Here is a 14,074-nt window from a genome sequence, read left to right as displayed (position 1 = left end):
GGTATAGCGGTGTACACAAGAGCCGGACCCCAGCTTACGCCGCCGGGGTCCGGCTCTTCCTGCGAGGTCGGCCTCAGCCCAGCAGCTGGCCCTGCAGCGCGACCGTCTGCTGGAAGGGGACGGCCGGGGCCGTTCCCTTCCGCGTCTGGGTGATCACGGCGAGGGTGTCACCGGCGATCAGGTACGCCTGGCGGCTCTGCTCGTCACCGTAGGGCTTCTCCTCGACGTACTCGATGGACGTGATGTCCTTCGTGTGCGCCTTGGACGGGAACTTCTTGTCGGCGACCCACTTCTCGGTGCCGTTCAGGTAGTAGCCCGGCGCCCCGTAGGGGGCCATCGAGGGCCGCAGGCCGGTGTCCACCTGCTCGGCGGTGTTGAAGTGGAGCAGGAAGATCTTCGTCCGGGTGCCGTCCGGCATGGTCCAGCCCCGGGCGGCGATGTGCCGCAGCCCGTTGTCGGTGAGGAGCTGCCCGATCTCCTCCCGGTCGTCCTTGCCGAACTCGGCGAGGAACGTCTTCCTCTTCAGCCAGCCGTTCTTGTCCCCGGCGAGCTCCTTGTCGGCCTCGGCGCCCTTGGGCGCGGGCAGCAGGAGTTCGCGCAGGTCGGCGTGGTGCGCGCGGGCCGGGTTGTCGTCGCCGAACGGGGCGGGGCTGCCCTCGGGCAGCGGCGGCCTCACCAGCTCCGGGTAGTCCCAGCGGCCGTCCGTCACGGTGGCCAGGCCCGGCACGTCGGTGCGCTCCATGGAGGCGATGCCGAACGCGGTTCCGGTGCCGACGGCGGCGAACACCACCACGGCGGCGGTCCACCGCAGCGCCGCGCGCAGCACCCGTCGATCCCCGCGCTTCGCCGGGGCCTCGACGGCCGCCGGCGTGGCCCACACCTCCGCCTCGGCCGCGGGGGCACCTGCCTGCCGAGGCATCTCCGGCTCGGCCTGTCCGGCCGGTGCCGGCTCGGGCTGGGCGGCCAACGCCGGCTCGGGCTGGGCGGCCAACGCCGGCTCGGGCTGTGCGGCCGGTGCCGGCTCGGGCTGTGCGGACTGATCGACGGTCTGCTCGCTCATACCGCCTCCCCCGGGGTCTCGATACGGTCGAGCTGCTTGCCGAACAGTCCGGCGACGTCCTTCTTGTCGATCGGCTTGTCGGCGTCCGCCGTGAGGCCGGCCTCCACCTCGCCGTGGTGGCCGACGCAGAACATGGACTCGTTCTGCTCGTCCCCATCCGCCTTGAGCAGGTAGCACCAGGCGTTCTTCTCATGCCCGGGCACCTTGGGACCGGCCTTGAAGACGCCGAGGTCCTTCAGCGTCTCGTACACCTCACGCTCGCCCTTGGCGGAGGCCTTGGCGTTCTTCTCGCCCTCGACCTGCGTGAGCACCACCTCGAGCGCGTACTTGTGCCAGCCGTCGGCGGTGGTGTAGCTGCGCATCGCGATGCCCTCGATGTGCCGCTCGTCGACCTCCCGCTCGAGCTGCTTCCGCTGCGTTCGGGGAAGCTCCGCGAAGCTCTCCTTGGCCAGCTCGGCGGCCTCCTTGCCGGTCAGCTCGGTGTCGGAGCCGAACTCGCCCATGTCGGGGCCCGGCGTCAGCCCGGCCTGACCGCCGTAGGCGAGCAGCATCGCCCGCAACCCCTCGCCCTCGGACGTCTCCTGCTTCCTGTCCGCCGGCTCGGGGTGCTCGAAGACGGGCTTGCCCGGATCCCGGTCGGCGCTCCGCACGGTCACCGCGGTGAAGCCGGACACCCCGATCACGGCGACGGCGAGCAGCGCCGCACCGGTGATCGCCGCGACGCGCCGACCGCGGCCGGGCTTCCCGGCTGCGGGAGTCTGCGCGCTCTCCGTCACGTCCGCCCCGGTCACAGCCGCTCCATCTGCTGGGTGGCCAGTCTCATGATCGTGTCCTTGCTCAGCGGCCGGACGTCGGTGACCCACATCTGCAGGGCGATGTCGCCCCGGGAGGCGGACGCCCGCGTCTCGTACTGCGGCATGTAGCCGGGCTCCCGCTCGGGCTCGTCGAGAACGTGGACCACGCCGTCGCCCGTGCCCGGGATGTCGTACTCCTCGGCGCCGTCGGCGACCGAGCCCATCGACTGGCGCTCGGAGTTCTTCACGGCACCCAGGACCGTCTCGTGGCGGTACTGGACGAGGCGGATCTCCACGTAGCGGGTGCTGCTCTCCCTCCAGGTCACGGTGGCGGCACGGCGGAACTCGTCGCCCAGGTCGAACGGCAGGGAGGACTCCTTGCCCTCACTGGTGGCGGAGTACTCGGCGAGCGACATCCACCCCCGCTCGATCTCCTTCTTGCCCTTGGGCGTCTTCAGGAGCAGATCGCGCAGGTCGCCGTCGGTCCTCACCTTGCGGTCCTGGGCGGCGGGGAGCGGGTCCGGGCCCTCGCCCCCGGCCTGCCTCAGCTCGGGCTGGGACAGCGACGGCAGCGCCGTGGGCTCGCGGTCGGCCTGGATCAGGTAACCGGTACAGGCGCCGCCGATCAGGCCCAGGGCGACCGCCGCCGCGATCAGGGCGGCGGTGCGGCCCTTGCGGCGCGGGGCGGGCGCGGGCTCCTCGGTGGGCACCGGGGCGGGCACGGTGCCGCCGGTGTGTGTGGCCTCCGGTTCCCCGGGCGCCGTCCCCGTGACGGGGAGGGCCTCCTCGGGTGCCTTCGGCAGGTCGTCTGACAAGACTTCTCCCTGGCAGGATCTCAGGGCACCGACGGAGGTTTTCGCGTCCATGCCAATGGGAAGACTCTTCGACCCGCCCCGGGGTTGCAAGCGAGTTTGGTTACGATCCAGCCATGGCCAAAAAACTGGTGATCAAGGTGACCGCGGGCGCCGACGCCCCGGAGCGCTGCTCGCAGGCGTTCACGGTGGCGGCGGTGGCGGTGGCCAGCGGCGTGGAGGTCTCGCTCTGGCTGACCGGCGAGTCGGCGTGGTTCGCGCTGCCGGGCAGGGCGGCGGAGTTCGAACTGCCGCACGCCGCGCCGCTGCCGGACCTGCTGGACTCGCTGCTGGCCGGAGGCAGCGTCACCCTGTGCACGCAGTGCGCCGCGCGGCGCGAGATCACCGAGGCGGACGTGCTCGAGGGCGTGCGCATCGCCGGCGCCCAGGTGTTCGTGCAGGAGGCGCTGGGCGAGAACACCCAGGCCCTCGTCTACTGATCGCCTGAACGAGGGGGTGCCGGGCACCCTCTAGCGCGGCGGGGGTTTGCGGCGGCCGTCGAGTTCGTCCCACCAGGCGTCGGACTCCTCGTCGCCGCTGGGGTCGTCCCACCAGCGGTCGTCCGGGCCCCGCCGGTTGGCGACCACCGCCGCGACCGGCGGGATCACCATGGCCACCACGCACATGGCCACCGCCGCCGGGACCGACCACAGGCGCACCACGCTCCAGGCCAGGACGAACAGGCCCAGGCAGATGCCCATCAGGACGAAATAGACGTGGCGCCGCCGCGCGTACATGCCTCCAGCGTAGGCATGCCGCGCGACGGCGCCACAGTCGTCGGTCGGGGCCGAACCGTCCGGCCCGTTCGAGCCGGCCGGCCCGCTCCCGGACCTCACCGTCAGACGGCGATGGCGACCTCCGCCAGACCGCCCTGCTGGGCGACGACGGTACGGTCCGCGGTGAGCCCACCGGGAACCAGGGCCCGCAGGGTCCAGGTGCCCTCGGCGGCGTAGAAGCGGAACTGGCCGGTGGCCGAGGTGGGCACCTCGGCGGTGAACTCACCGGTCGAGTCCAGCAGCCGGACGTAGCCGGTCACCGGCTCGCCCTCGTGCAGCACCTGGCCCTGGATGGTGGTCTCACCCGGGCGGACGGCGGCGTCGGGGCCGCCTGCCTTAGCTCCACACATGGTCGTCCGTCCTCACTTACCGGGGCCGAGCTCGATCGGCACGCCGACCAGCGAGCCGTACTCGGTCCACGAACCGTCGTAGTTCTTCACGTTCTCCACGCCCAGCAGCTCGTGCAGCACGAACCAGGTCAGCGCGGAGCGCTCGCCGATGCGGCAGTAGGCGATGGTGTCCTTGGCCAGGTCGACATCGGCCTCGGTGTACAGCTCCTTCAGCTCGTCGTCGGACTTGAAGGTGCCGTCGTCGTTGGCGTTCTTCGACCACGGGATGTTCGCGGCGGTCGGCACGTGGCCGGCGCGCTGGGACTGCTCCTGCGGCAGGTGGGCCGGGGCGAGCAGCTTGCCGGAGAACTCGTCGGGCGAGCGCACGTCGACCAGGTTCTGCTTGCCGATCGCGGCCAGGACGTCGTCGCGGAAGGCGCGGATCGCGGTGTTCTGCGGCTTGGCCTTGTACTGGGTCTCCACGCGCTCGGGGACCTCTTCGACCAGCTCGCGGGCGTCCAGCTCCCACTTCTTGCGGCCGCCGTCGAGCAGCTTCACGCTCTCGTGGCCGTAGAGCTTGAAGTACCAGTACGCGTAGGAGGCGAACCAGTTGTTGTTGCCGCCGTACAGGACCACGAGGGAGTCGTTGGCGATGCCCTTGGCGGAGAGCAGCTTCTCGAAGCCCTCCTGGTCCACGAAGTCGCGGCGGACCGGGTCCTGGAGGTCCTTGGTCCAGTCGAGCTTGATGGCGTTGCGGATGTGGTTCTTGTCGTACGCGCTGGTGTCCTCGTCGACCTCGACGATCACCACGTTCGTGTCGTCCAGGTGCTCCTGGACCCAGTCGGCGTCGACCAGGACGTCGCTGCGGCTCATGCTTCATCTCCTCCGGGGCAGTTGCGGGGGTTCGGCCGTCAGGCTGAAAAGCTGGTGAATCCGGATATGCGCACATGCGTCGCGGTGAGCGGTGGGCGCGTCGGCCTGCGACGGGATGCACGCGGGGCGGGCCCGCCGAGCGGGCCGCGGGAACGGGAGGCTGGTCCCGTCAGGAAGCGCGACAGAGCATGGCGGCCACACGGCACAGGTCCACTGCCCGCCGTTTGGTGAGATCCGCCTGTCGCTTCATGCCTCAGATCCTAAGGACGAGGCACGGGGCGTGTCACCGGCGTGTCGCATGATGAGACGCATTAGTCCGTGATGTGGACATCGGGTCGGCGCGGGCCGCCCACGGCGGCCGGAGAGCCCTCCGTGGGGGCCTCCGGCCGCCGCCCCGTCCGCCATGGCGGACATCCCGTCTCGCGCTGCGGACCGCCGGTGCGGTGCGCCCCGCCGACGGGCGGCGGCCGCGGCCCCGCCGCCGGCTACCAGCCGGACAGGTCGACGTCCTCGCCGGTCACCGTGATGCGGACGCCGTCGCCCGTCGGGCTGACGTCGGACAGCTCCAGCCCCTCCGGGAGCTCCGCGAGGGCCTGGTCGAAGTCGGTCACGGACCGCACCGCCCGGTCCGCGATGTCGGCCCCGAGGTCGGGCAGCGCGTCCGCCCGGACCCGCAGCCTGCCGTCCTGGACGTCGACCCGGCTGAGCACGTCCACCGTGGGCAGCTCCTGCCCCAGCAGGGACGGCCGCACCTTCAGCTTGATCCGCCCGTCGCCACCGTGCGACAGCCCCACCACGGCGGCGGAGATCCCGGGCGCGACGTCCTGCGGCTCGGCGCGCGCGGCCTTCAGCAACTCGTCGTAGGGGACCAGCCCGGTGCCGTCGACCGTCGCCGCACGGTCCGGGGACATGCCGCCGTCCAGACGCACGCCGCCGAGCCGGACGTCGAGGTCCTCGACCACCATGTCGCGGCCGTCGGCCCCGCTCACCGGGAACTCCGGGATGTCCAGCTCGACGTCGTCCAGCTCACCGCCGGCGACCTGGGTGAGGAACGGGAAGCCGTGGATGGTGACCTCCGGCGTGGCCTCCAGCTCCTGGGAGGACTTCAGCCCGTCCTCCGTCCGGCCCTCGGCGAGGGTGACGGCCAGCCGGTCGACGGCCACCAGCAGGCCGCCGATGACCAGCACCAGGACAAGAAGTATTCGAACGGCACGCAACTGCGGGTCTCCCTACCTGGGCGGGTCGGCGGAGCGCTCGTCGGTCGACGGTAACGCCGACGGCGGCGGTACCGGCAAGGTTGTGGATCAGCTGTGACAAGCCTCCCGCGCATCCGGCACACCTGCCCCGGGCAGCGGACACCGGACCTCGGGCATCGACCGCCGGGCATCGCCCCCGCGCATCGGCCCCCCGCCCGGCACCGGGGCGCGCGCCCTCAGCCCTCGCAGCCGCAGGAGCGCCGGACGACCAGATGGGACGGGACGACCCGCAGCCGGTCCTGCCCGTTGCCCGGCAGCCGCACGGTGTCGTCGAGCACCAGGTCCACCGCGGCACGGGCCATGGCCGACCGGTCGGAGGCGATCGTGGTGAGCGGCGGGTCGGTGAGCGCCGCCTCCTTGATGTCGTCGAAGCCGGCCACCGACAGCTCCCCCGGCACGTCGATCCGCAGTTCCCGGGCGGCGCGCAGCACGCCCACGGCCTGGTCGTCGGTGGAGCAGAAGATCGCCGGCGGACGGTCGGGGCCGGAGAGGATCCCGAGCGCCACCCGGTAGGCGTCGTAGCGGTTGTAGGGGGCCTCGAAGCAGCGGCCCTCGATGGACAGGCCTGCCTCCTCCATGGCCCGGCGCCAGCCCTCGACGTGGTCGGAGACCGGGTCGCCGACGGCCGGGGTCTCGGCGGTGCCGCCGATGCAGGCCACGTACGGGGCGCCGTGCTCCAGCAGGTGCCGCACGGCCGCGTGGGCCCCGCCCACGTCGTCGGTCACCACGGCGACGTCGTCGATGGCCTCGGGCCGCTCGTGCAGCAGCACCACCCGGGCGTCCCAGGCGTCGATCTCGGCGGCGGCCTGGTCGTTGAGCGCGTGGCTGACCAGGATCAGGCCGGAGACCCGCATGCCGAGGAAGGCACGCAGGTAGTGCACCTCCCGCTCGGCCACGTAGTCCGTGTTGCCGACCAGGACCATCTTTCCGCGCTCGGAGGCGGCCTGCTCGACCGCGTGCGCCATCTCGCCGAAGAACGGCTGCCGGGCGTCCGGCACGATCAGGCCTATCAGGTCGGTCCGCCGCGAGGCCATCGCCTGCGCGACCCGGTCGGGCCGGTAGCCGAGCTGCTGGATGGCGGCCAGCACACGTTCGCGGGTGGCCGGGGCGACCGGCCGCGGTCCGTTGTTGATGACGTAGCTGACGACGGCGGTCGAGGTACCCGCCAGTCGTGCCACATCATCCCGAGTCACCTTGGCCACGCGCGGAGTCTACGCGTATGGAAACACCTCTGGGCAGGACATCTACGCTTTGCTGTCACCGCGGTCCCGGCCCGGCGTGCGGTCCGGGAGCGGGCCGCGAACGGCCCGCGACCCGTGCGATCAGGCCTCGGCGGCCATTTTCGGAGCGATCTCTTCCGTTACGACCCGCTTCGCCCCGGCGCGGGAACCGGGGGCGGCGGTCCGCTGGGCCTCCTCGGCGGGACGTTCGCCCTTCTCAGGAGTGACGAACCGGTATCCCACATTGCGGACGGTGCCGATCAGCGACTCGTGCTCCGGGCCGAGCTTGGCGCGCAGCCGCCGGACGTGGACGTCCACCGTGCGGGTGCCGCCGAAGTAGTCGTAGCCCCAGACCTCCTGGAGCAGCTGGGCGCGGGTGAAGACCCGGCCGGGGTGCTGGGCGAGGTACTTCAGGAGCTCGAACTCCTTGAAGGTGAGGTCGAGGACGCGCCCCTTGAGCTTGGCCGAGTAGGTGGCCTCGTCGACGGAGAGGTCGCCGTTGCGGATCTCCATCGGGGAGTCGTCGCCGGTGAGCTGCTGGCGGCCGACGGCCAGCCGCAGGCGGGCCTCCACCTCGGCGGGGCCGGCCGTGTCGAGCAGGACGTCGTCGACGCCCCAGTCGGCGGTGACGGCGGCCAGGCCGCCCTCGGTGACGATCAGGATCAGCGGGCAGCCGGGCCCGGTGGAGCGCAGCAGCTGGCACAGGCTGCGGACCTGCGGGAGGTCGCGGCGTCCGTCGACCAGGATGACGTCGGCGCTGGGCACGTTGACCAGGGCGGGGCCCTCGGCGGGGGCGACGCGCACGTTGTGGAGCAGCAGGCCGAGGGCCGGCAGCACCTCGGTCGACGGCTGGAGGGCGTTGGTGAGGAGCAGCAGAGAGCTCATACGGTCTCCCCCGCACGGTGGACGGTCCGGTGGTGCACGGTTCGCTTGCCCATAACGTCTTGGTTCCTCCTCGGTCCCCGCGAGGACGTTTGCGGCACTGCTCTCGGCGCGTGTGGCGTGGCTCCGTTGCCCGGGGCCGCCTCCGCCGCACCGCTCCGTGCGGGGAGAAGTCCCGTGCACCTGCGCTTTCAGGCTCGTATACAGCTCGCTCTAATGCACGAAAGGACCCGGGGGCTGCGTCGCCCGAGTCCTCTACCCAGCAGAATAGCCCACATGAGCACCGGTAGGGCAGGTCAAACAGCTGAATGGGTGGACGTCCCGAATGATGGGACAAGGCACCGGCGGCCCCTCAGAGCCTTTCTGCGTACGTCCGACGGAGTGACGATCGACGCCGCGTACGACCCGGGAACGGCCGTATACGATCCGGCCGATGCCGAATCCGATCACCCGGCGATTGTGATCGCGCACGGATTCACCGGAGATCTCGAGCGCCCCCATGTCCGGCGAATAGCGCGTTCATTTTCACATTTCGCAGCTGTGATCACTTTCTCGTTCCGCGGGCACGGCGCGTCGGGCGGTCACTCGACGGTGGGCGACAAGGAGGTCCTGGACCTGGCCGCCGCGGTCGCCTGGGCGCGTGAGCTCGGCCACCGGAGGATCGCCACGGTCGGGTTCTCCATGGGCGGCTCGGTGGTGGTGCGGCACGCGGCCCTGCCGGACGCCGCGGTGGCCGCGGTGGCCACCGTCAGCGGCCCGGCCCGCTGGTACTACCGGGGCACCGCGGCGATGCGGCGGCTGCACTGGGTGGTGCTGCGGCCGGCCGGGCGGCTGGTGGGGCGGCTCGCCCTGCGCACCCGGATCCACCACCGGGACTGGGACCCCGTGCCGCCCTCGCCGGTGGAGTCGGTCCCGCTGATCGCACCCGTCCCGCTGCTGGTGGTGCACGGCGACAGCGACCCGTACTTCCCGCTCGACCACCCCCGGTCGCTGGTCGAGGCGTCCGGGGGTCACGCCGAGTTCTGGCAGGAGGAGGGCATGGGTCACGCGGAGAACGCGACGGACGAGGAGCTGGCCCGGCGGCTCGGAGCCTGGCTGGCCGACTCCGCCCGTGGGGGCCGCTAGCCTGACCGTGTTCACACATCAGTTCACTCAGCCGAGGAACGGTATGACACAGGTCATGGTGCGCTACTGGGCCGCCGCCAAGGCCGCGGCCGGCGTCGCCGAGGAGTCCTTCGACGCGGACACCCTCGCCGAGGCGCTGGACGCGGTGCGCGGGCGGCACCCCGGGGAACTCACCCAGGTACTGCGGCGCTGTTCGTTCCTGATCGACGGCGATCCCGTGGGGACCCGCGGGCACGACACCGTACGGCTGGCCCCGGGCGGCACGGTCGAGGTGCTCCCGCCGTTCGCAGGAGGGTGACACCCACAGCATGAGCAACCAGTACGAGCCGTATCCGGGCCCGCACCAGGACCCCCACCAGGGCCGGGGGGCCGGTTACCCCGACGCCCCGTCGCCGTCCGAGACCACGCAGCAGTGGCAGGGCAACACCTGGGACTCCCAGATGCAGCCGCACCTCGGTGCCGCCCCGGCCCCGGCCCCGGCCATCGAGCCGGAGGCCGCCCGGACCGCCTACCTGCCGCCGGTCCCGGAGGCTCCCGGGGCGTCCCCCCACGCCTACCCGTCACACGCGGAGGCTCCCGGGACCGCCCACCCGGCGTACCCGTCCCAGGGAGAGGCGCCCGGAGGCGCACACCCGGCGTACCCGTCACCGGCGGGGTCGGCGCCCGGTGCCGGGTTCCCCGCACACCCCCAGCCGGGGCCGATGCCGGGCACGGCCGTCGCCGGGACCCATGCGGGCGCGGGGGCGCACACCGGCGCGGTGTCGCACGCCGAGGCCGCACCCCAGGCCGCCCCCGCCGCACCGCGGACCGGACCGCAGACCGCACCGCAGACCGGCACCGGGGCACCGGCCGGGGCCGGGACCGACGCCCGCGCGGGAGCCGGGGCTCAGGCCGGCCCGGACCTCGCCGGGTACGGGCCCGCCACGGTCGGCGGCAACACCCGCGTCACGGACGCCCAGCGCGCCCGCGCCGAGGGGCGCTCCCCGATCATCGACCCCGGCATCCAGCCGGCCGCGCTCACCGCAGTGCTCTCGCTGCTGGTGGCCGGCGGCGCGGCCCTAGGGACGTGGGCGCTGCTCCTGCCGCTGGTCGTGCTCCAGGGCCTGACCGCGGCCGGCTGGTTCCGCCTGAACGGCATGTGGCCCGCCCGCCAGGGCATCGCCCTCGGCTTCCTCGGCGCGCTGGTCGCCGACGCGGCCGTGCTGGTCGCCGGCCGGGAGCACGGCGCCGGTGCGGTCATCGGCACGCTGGGCGTCTGGGTGCTGCTCACCCTGGTGCTCCAGCTCCGCAGCCACGCCGAACCCGACGAGCGGCTGTACGGCCTCACCGCCGCCCTGGCCGCCGCCGCCCTCGCCATCCTGGCCACCGGTCACCTCGCGGCCGAGCCCGAGGCGGTGACCGTCGGCGGCGTCGCGGTGGCCGCCGCGATCCTGGTCCGGGCCGCCTTCACCAGGTCGGCCCCGGCCGGCATGGTCCTCGCGGTCGCCGTCGCCGCCGGCGCGGGCGCCGTGCTCGGCTCCGGGCTCGGCGGGGCGCCGCTGGGCGCGCTGGCCGGCCTGTGCGCCGTGGTCGGGCACCGGGTCGCCGCCTACGACTACCCGTCCCGCTTCGTGCACTTCACGGCGGGCGTCGCGCTCCCGCTCGCACTGGCCGCGCCGGCGGCGCTGCTGCTGGGCTGAGCGCCGCGGTCCCCCCGGGCCGCCGCACACGAAAGGGCCGCCCCGTGCACTGCACGGGGCGGCCCTTCCCGTCGAGCCCTCAGGCCCTCGGGCCCCCAGGTCCGAGGGCCTGAGGCGTCACCCGACGATCGTGATGCGGTCCGCCGCCGGCGGCGCGATCGGCGAGGACGGCGAGGACGTCGCGGTCAGATAGTCCGCGAACGCCGTCAGGTCGTCACTGCCGACGACCGGGTCGGTGCCCTTGGCCAGCGCCGGGAAGTTGTCCCCGCCGCCCGCGAGGAAGTTGTTCATCGCGACCCGGTAGGTGGCCGTGAGGTCCACCGGCTGCCCCTGGATCCGGATCGAGTCGACGACCACGCGGTCGGCGCCGGACTTCGTCGTGTCCAGCGTGTAGGTGAGCCCCTCGGAGACCTGAAGGATCTTCGGCGAGGCCGCGTTGCCGCCGCTGACCTGCTGCTGCAGGGCGGCGACGATGTCGGCGCCGGTGAGGTCCGCCAGGTTCACCGTGTTGCTGAACGGCTGGACGGTGAAGCCCTCGCCGTAGGTGACGACGCCGTCGCCCTCCTCGCCGCTCGCGGCGTAGGACAGGTCGGCGCGGACGCCGCCCGGGTTCATCAGCGCGAACGCCGTGTCCGGGTCGATGCCGCGCGCGTGGTGCAGCTGCGCGTCCGCGATCAGGTCGCCCAGCGGGCTCTCGGTGCCGGTCTTGGTGATGTCACCGCTGATGTAACCGATGGGCCGGTTGGCCACCGGCTCCGACAGCGTCCTCCACCGCTTGATCAGGGTGGAGATGTCGCCGGCGGGGTCCTGGGTGCGGCTGACCACGTGGTTGGCCGAGTCCACCGCGGTGCGCACGATGTCCTCGGTCGCCAGGTCGTAGGTCAGCGTGGTGTCCGTGTACAGACGGCCGAAGGAGGCCGCCGAGGTCACCATGCGGGAGTTGCCCGCCGGGTCGGGGATGTCGCAGACGTAGGCGTTGTGGGTGTGGCCCGTGACCAGCGCGTCGACCTTGGGGCTGACCTTCTTGGCGATGTCGACGATCGGGCCGGAGATGCCGCCGGCCTGCGCGTCGCACAGGTGGTTGTACGCGCCGTTGGCGGGCACGCCGCCCTCGTGGACCAGAGCGACGACGGACTTGACGCCCTGCCGGTTCAGCTCGTCCGCGTACTTGTTGATCGTCTCGACCTCGTCGTGGAACTCCAGTCCCTTGACGCCCTCGGCGGTGACGATGCCGGGGGTGTTCTCCAGCGTGACGCCGATGAAGCCGATCTTGACCGAGCCATGCTTCCAGACCCAGTACGGGGCCAGCGCGGGCCTGCCGGTGTCCTCGCGGGTCACGTTGGCGCCCAGGTACGGGAAATCCGCGCCCTTGAACGGCTTGTCGGTGTAGCAGCCGTCGGTCGGGTGGCAGCCGCCGTCGCGCATGCGCTTCAGCTCGGCCAGACCCTCGTCGAACTCGTGGTTGCCGACCCCGGAGACGTCCAGGTCGAGCTTGTTGAGCGCCTCGACGGTCGGCTCGTCGTGGAACAGACCGGAGAGCAGCGGACTGGCGCCGATCAGGTCGCCGGCCGCGGCGGTCACGCTGTACTTCTCGCCCTTGCGCGCGGTGCGCAGCGAGGCCGCCAGGTACTCGACGCCGCCGACGCCTTCGATGGTCTTGACGGTGCCGTCCGGCTGAACCTCCGTCACGCGGGCGCTGGAGCCGGTCGGGGGCTCCAGGTTGCCGTGCAGGTCGTTGAAGGAGAGCAGCTGCACGTCGACCGTGCGCGGCTTCGGGCCGTGTCCCTGACCGGAGGCCTCGGCGGGCAGCGCGGCGGTCAGCGCGCCGACGGTGGTCAGCGCGGCGCCGGCGATCAGGATGCGGTGGGTACGTCGCTGCCGGGTGATCCGCGGCATCGTCCCCCCTCGTTGGTGAGTAGGTGCACAGTGGGGTGGGGTGGCTGAGCGGCAGCTTAGGGTCAACGCGCGTAGCGGCGACAGGCCACGCGGGTCACAGCCTGGTTGCGACTGCCTGAACGGCGCACGCCCGGCCACCCGGCCGCCACACCGGACCTCCCGCGGACCGGCCGGACCGCCCGGACCGTCCGGCCACCCGGACCGTCAGGACCGTCAGGACCGTCAGGACCGTCCGGACCACCGAGGACCGTCCAGGACCGCCGAGGACCACCCGGACGACCACCGCTGACCTGTGACGCACCGGGCGCAGGCCATACGCTCGGAGCATGACCAGCCCCCTGAGTCCCCGCCAGATCGACACCCTGGACCGCCTCACCCCCGAGCAGGTCGACGAGGTGACCGCCCTGCTGTCGGCCGCCCTGGACGCGGACGGCCAGCACGCCGTGTCCGAGCAGGGCCGGCTGCACCTGAGGAGCGGCGAGCCCCGCCCCGGCATCGCCCACCTGCTGCTCACCGTGGGCGACGGCGAACTGGCCGGTTACGCCCAGCTGGACGGCTCCGAGCTCGTCGAGGCGCCCGCCGCCGAACTGGTGGTACACCCCTCGCACCGCGGCCGGGGCCACGGCCGGGCGCTGGGCAGTGCGCTGCTCGCGGCCACCGGCAAGCGCCTGCGGGTGTGGGCACACGGCGGCCACGCCTCCGCCCGCCACCTGGCGCAGGTCCTCGGCCTCACCCTCTTCCGTGAACTCCGCCAGATGCGGCGGCCGCTGACCGGCGCGGACGCACCCGAGCTGCCCGAGCCGGTCCTCCCGCCGGGCGTCACCGTCCGCACCTTCGTGCCCGGTCAGGACGACGCCGCCTGGCTGGCCGTCAACGCCGAGGCCTTCGCCCACCACCCCGAGCAGGGTTCGCTGACCCAGCGGGACCTGGACGACCGCGAGGCGGAGTCCTGGTTCGACCCGGAAGGGTTCTTCCTCGCGGAGAAGGACGGCGAGCTGGTCGGCTTCCACTGGACCAAGGTGCACGCCGAGGAAGGCGACGGTGGGATCGGTGAGGTCTACGTGGTCGGCGTGCGCCCCGGCGCCCAGGGCGGCGGCCTCGGCAAGGCGCTCACCGTCACCGGCCTGCGCCACCTCGCGGAGCGCGGGCTGCCGGCCGCGATGCTCTACGTCGACGGTGACAACAAGGCCGCCGTCACCGTCTACGAGCGCCTCGGTTTCACCACCCACGAGACGGACCTGATGTACCGCACCGAACTCTGACGCCAGCAGGCGGCAACAGGCCCGAGGGGGCGGCGACTTGACGCCGCCCCCTCTCTTGCACCACCCTTCCA

At 72.7% G+C, this 14,074-nt stretch carries 16 protein-coding genes; 5 read left to right on the top strand and 11 right to left on the bottom strand.

The features are described 5' to 3' along the window. Positions 1 to 73: 73 nt before the first annotated feature. The 3 genes from GBN72_RS25480 to GBN72_RS25470 are packed head-to-tail and all read right to left on the bottom strand — an operon-like array spanning position 74 to position 2,669. Positions 74 to 1,060 (bottom strand): hypothetical protein, encoded by a 987-nt coding sequence (locus GBN72_RS25480; RefSeq protein ID WP_151774269.1) that lies wholly within the window; start codon positions 1,058 to 1,060, stop codon positions 74 to 76. Beyond that, positions 1,057 to 1,851, bottom strand: a complete 795-nt coding sequence (locus GBN72_RS25475; protein ID WP_151774268.1) for a hypothetical protein — start codon at positions 1,849 to 1,851, stop codon at positions 1,057 to 1,059. The genes GBN72_RS25480 and GBN72_RS25475 overlap by 4 nt, the downstream gene beginning before the upstream one ends. Continuing rightward, complete coding sequence (locus GBN72_RS25470; protein ID WP_246212899.1) at positions 1,848 to 2,669, bottom strand: hypothetical protein; 822 nt, start codon at positions 2,667 to 2,669, stop codon at positions 1,848 to 1,850. Before GBN72_RS25470 ends, GBN72_RS25475 begins: the two co-directional genes overlap by 4 nt. 113 nt (positions 2,670 to 2,782) lie before the next feature. Here GBN72_RS25470 and GBN72_RS25465 point away from each other — a divergent pair, with 113 nt between their 5' ends. After that, the gene (locus GBN72_RS25465; RefSeq protein WP_151774267.1) at positions 2,783 to 3,145 is read left to right on the top strand and encodes a DsrE family protein; all 363 of its coding nucleotides are present in this window, start codon (positions 2,783 to 2,785) and stop codon (positions 3,143 to 3,145) included. A 30-nt stretch (positions 3,146 to 3,175) separates the two neighbouring features. Here the strand turns inward: GBN72_RS25465 and GBN72_RS25460 are convergent, their stop codons facing one another. From GBN72_RS25460 to GBN72_RS25435, 7 genes are all read right to left on the bottom strand, one after another. Further along, the gene (locus GBN72_RS25460) at positions 3,176 to 3,442 is read right to left on the bottom strand and encodes a DUF3099 domain-containing protein (RefSeq protein WP_151774266.1); all 267 of its coding nucleotides are present in this window, start codon (positions 3,440 to 3,442) and stop codon (positions 3,176 to 3,178) included. 101 nt (positions 3,443 to 3,543) lie between these two features. Continuing rightward, complete coding sequence (locus GBN72_RS25455) at positions 3,544 to 3,831, bottom strand: DUF1416 domain-containing protein (protein WP_108951870.1); 288 nt, start codon at positions 3,829 to 3,831, stop codon at positions 3,544 to 3,546. A 12-nt stretch (positions 3,832 to 3,843) separates the two neighbouring features. After that, positions 3,844 to 4,683 (bottom strand): sulfurtransferase, encoded by an 840-nt coding sequence (locus tag GBN72_RS25450; RefSeq protein ID WP_151774265.1) that lies wholly within the window; start codon positions 4,681 to 4,683, stop codon positions 3,844 to 3,846. Positions 4,684 to 4,852: 169 nt separating this feature from the next. Then, positions 4,853 to 4,933 carry a putative leader peptide gene (locus GBN72_RS36110; protein WP_359277812.1) on the bottom strand — a complete coding sequence of 27 codons (81 nt, stop codon included), beginning with the start codon at positions 4,931 to 4,933 and terminating at the stop codon, positions 4,853 to 4,855. A 235-nt stretch (positions 4,934 to 5,168) separates the two neighbouring features. Continuing rightward, positions 5,169 to 5,900 carry an LmeA family phospholipid-binding protein gene (locus tag GBN72_RS25445; RefSeq protein WP_151774264.1) on the bottom strand — a complete coding sequence of 244 codons (732 nt, stop codon included), beginning with the start codon at positions 5,898 to 5,900 and terminating at the stop codon, positions 5,169 to 5,171. Positions 5,901 to 6,115: 215 nt separating this feature from the next. Further along, positions 6,116 to 7,141 (bottom strand): LacI family DNA-binding transcriptional regulator, encoded by a 1,026-nt coding sequence (locus GBN72_RS25440; protein ID WP_151774263.1) that lies wholly within the window; start codon positions 7,139 to 7,141, stop codon positions 6,116 to 6,118. Positions 7,142 to 7,261: 120 nt separating this feature from the next. Further along, positions 7,262 to 8,044 carry a response regulator transcription factor gene (locus GBN72_RS25435; protein WP_151774262.1) on the bottom strand — a complete coding sequence of 261 codons (783 nt, stop codon included), beginning with the start codon at positions 8,042 to 8,044 and terminating at the stop codon, positions 7,262 to 7,264. 273 nt (positions 8,045 to 8,317) lie between these two features. On the opposite strand from GBN72_RS25435, the gene GBN72_RS25430 reads away from it, so the two are divergent. The 3 genes from GBN72_RS25430 to GBN72_RS25420 are packed head-to-tail and all read left to right on the top strand — an operon-like array spanning position 8,318 to position 10,845. Further along, positions 8,318 to 9,166, top strand: a complete 849-nt coding sequence (locus GBN72_RS25430) for an alpha/beta hydrolase (RefSeq protein ID WP_151774261.1) — start codon at positions 8,318 to 8,320, stop codon at positions 9,164 to 9,166. 43 nt (positions 9,167 to 9,209) lie between these two features. Further along, complete coding sequence (locus GBN72_RS25425; RefSeq protein WP_151774260.1) at positions 9,210 to 9,464, top strand: MoaD/ThiS family protein; 255 nt, start codon at positions 9,210 to 9,212, stop codon at positions 9,462 to 9,464. Between the two features lie 10 nt (positions 9,465 to 9,474). Then, positions 9,475 to 10,845, top strand: coding sequence for a hypothetical protein (locus GBN72_RS25420; RefSeq protein WP_151774259.1), 1,371 nt, complete (start codon positions 9,475 to 9,477; stop codon positions 10,843 to 10,845). A gap of 117 nt (positions 10,846 to 10,962) precedes the next feature. On the opposite strand, the gene GBN72_RS25415 is transcribed toward GBN72_RS25420, so the two are convergent. Next, positions 10,963 to 12,741 (bottom strand): bifunctional metallophosphatase/5'-nucleotidase, encoded by a 1,779-nt coding sequence (locus GBN72_RS25415; protein ID WP_151774258.1) that lies wholly within the window; start codon positions 12,739 to 12,741, stop codon positions 10,963 to 10,965. A 326-nt stretch (positions 12,742 to 13,067) separates the two neighbouring features. Between GBN72_RS25415 and mshD the strand changes: the two genes are divergently transcribed. Next, the gene (gene mshD / locus GBN72_RS25410) at positions 13,068 to 14,003 is read left to right on the top strand and encodes a mycothiol synthase (protein ID WP_151774257.1); all 936 of its coding nucleotides are present in this window, start codon (positions 13,068 to 13,070) and stop codon (positions 14,001 to 14,003) included. Positions 14,004 to 14,074: the final 71 nt, after the last annotated feature.

Origin of the sequence: Streptomyces abyssomicinicus (genome assembly GCF_008974245.1) — a bacterium.
GTDB classification, from domain to species: Bacteria; Actinomycetota; Actinomycetes; order Streptomycetales; family Streptomycetaceae; genus Streptomyces; species Streptomyces abyssomicinicus.
This window is presented reverse-complemented; position numbering and strand designations above follow the sequence as displayed.

What these genes read in the sequence shown, in the direction of transcription:
- GBN72_RS25465 (WP_151774267.1), top strand. Translation starts at nt 2,783, where the DNA reads ATGGCCAAAAAACTGGTGATCAAGGTGACCGCGGGCGCCGACGCCCCG.
- mshD (WP_151774257.1), top strand. Translation starts at nt 13,068, where the DNA reads ATGACCAGCCCCCTGAGTCCCCGCCAGATCGACACCCTGGACCGCCTC.
- GBN72_RS25455 (WP_108951870.1), bottom strand. Translation starts at nt 3,831, where the DNA reads ATGTGTGGAGCTAAGGCAGGCGGCCCCGACGCCGCCGTCCGCCCGGGT.
- GBN72_RS25425 (WP_151774260.1), top strand. Translation starts at nt 9,210, where the DNA reads ATGACACAGGTCATGGTGCGCTACTGGGCCGCCGCCAAGGCCGCGGCC.
- GBN72_RS25415 (WP_151774258.1), bottom strand. Translation starts at nt 12,741, where the DNA reads ATGCCGCGGATCACCCGGCAGCGACGTACCCACCGCATCCTGATCGCC.
- GBN72_RS36110 (WP_359277812.1), bottom strand. Translation starts at nt 4,933, where the DNA reads ATGAAGCGACAGGCGGATCTCACCAAACGGCGGGCAGTGGACCTGTGC.
- GBN72_RS25480 (WP_151774269.1), bottom strand. Translation starts at nt 1,060, where the DNA reads ATGAGCGAGCAGACCGTCGATCAGTCCGCACAGCCCGAGCCGGCACCG.
- GBN72_RS25435 (WP_151774262.1), bottom strand. Translation starts at nt 8,044, where the DNA reads ATGAGCTCTCTGCTGCTCCTCACCAACGCCCTCCAGCCGTCGACCGAG.
- GBN72_RS25420 (WP_151774259.1), top strand. Translation starts at nt 9,475, where the DNA reads ATGAGCAACCAGTACGAGCCGTATCCGGGCCCGCACCAGGACCCCCAC.
- GBN72_RS25460 (WP_151774266.1), bottom strand. Translation starts at nt 3,442, where the DNA reads ATGTACGCGCGGCGGCGCCACGTCTATTTCGTCCTGATGGGCATCTGC.
- GBN72_RS25450 (WP_151774265.1), bottom strand. Translation starts at nt 4,683, where the DNA reads ATGAGCCGCAGCGACGTCCTGGTCGACGCCGACTGGGTCCAGGAGCAC.
- GBN72_RS25430 (WP_151774261.1), top strand. Translation starts at nt 8,318, where the DNA reads ATGAGCACCGGTAGGGCAGGTCAAACAGCTGAATGGGTGGACGTCCCG.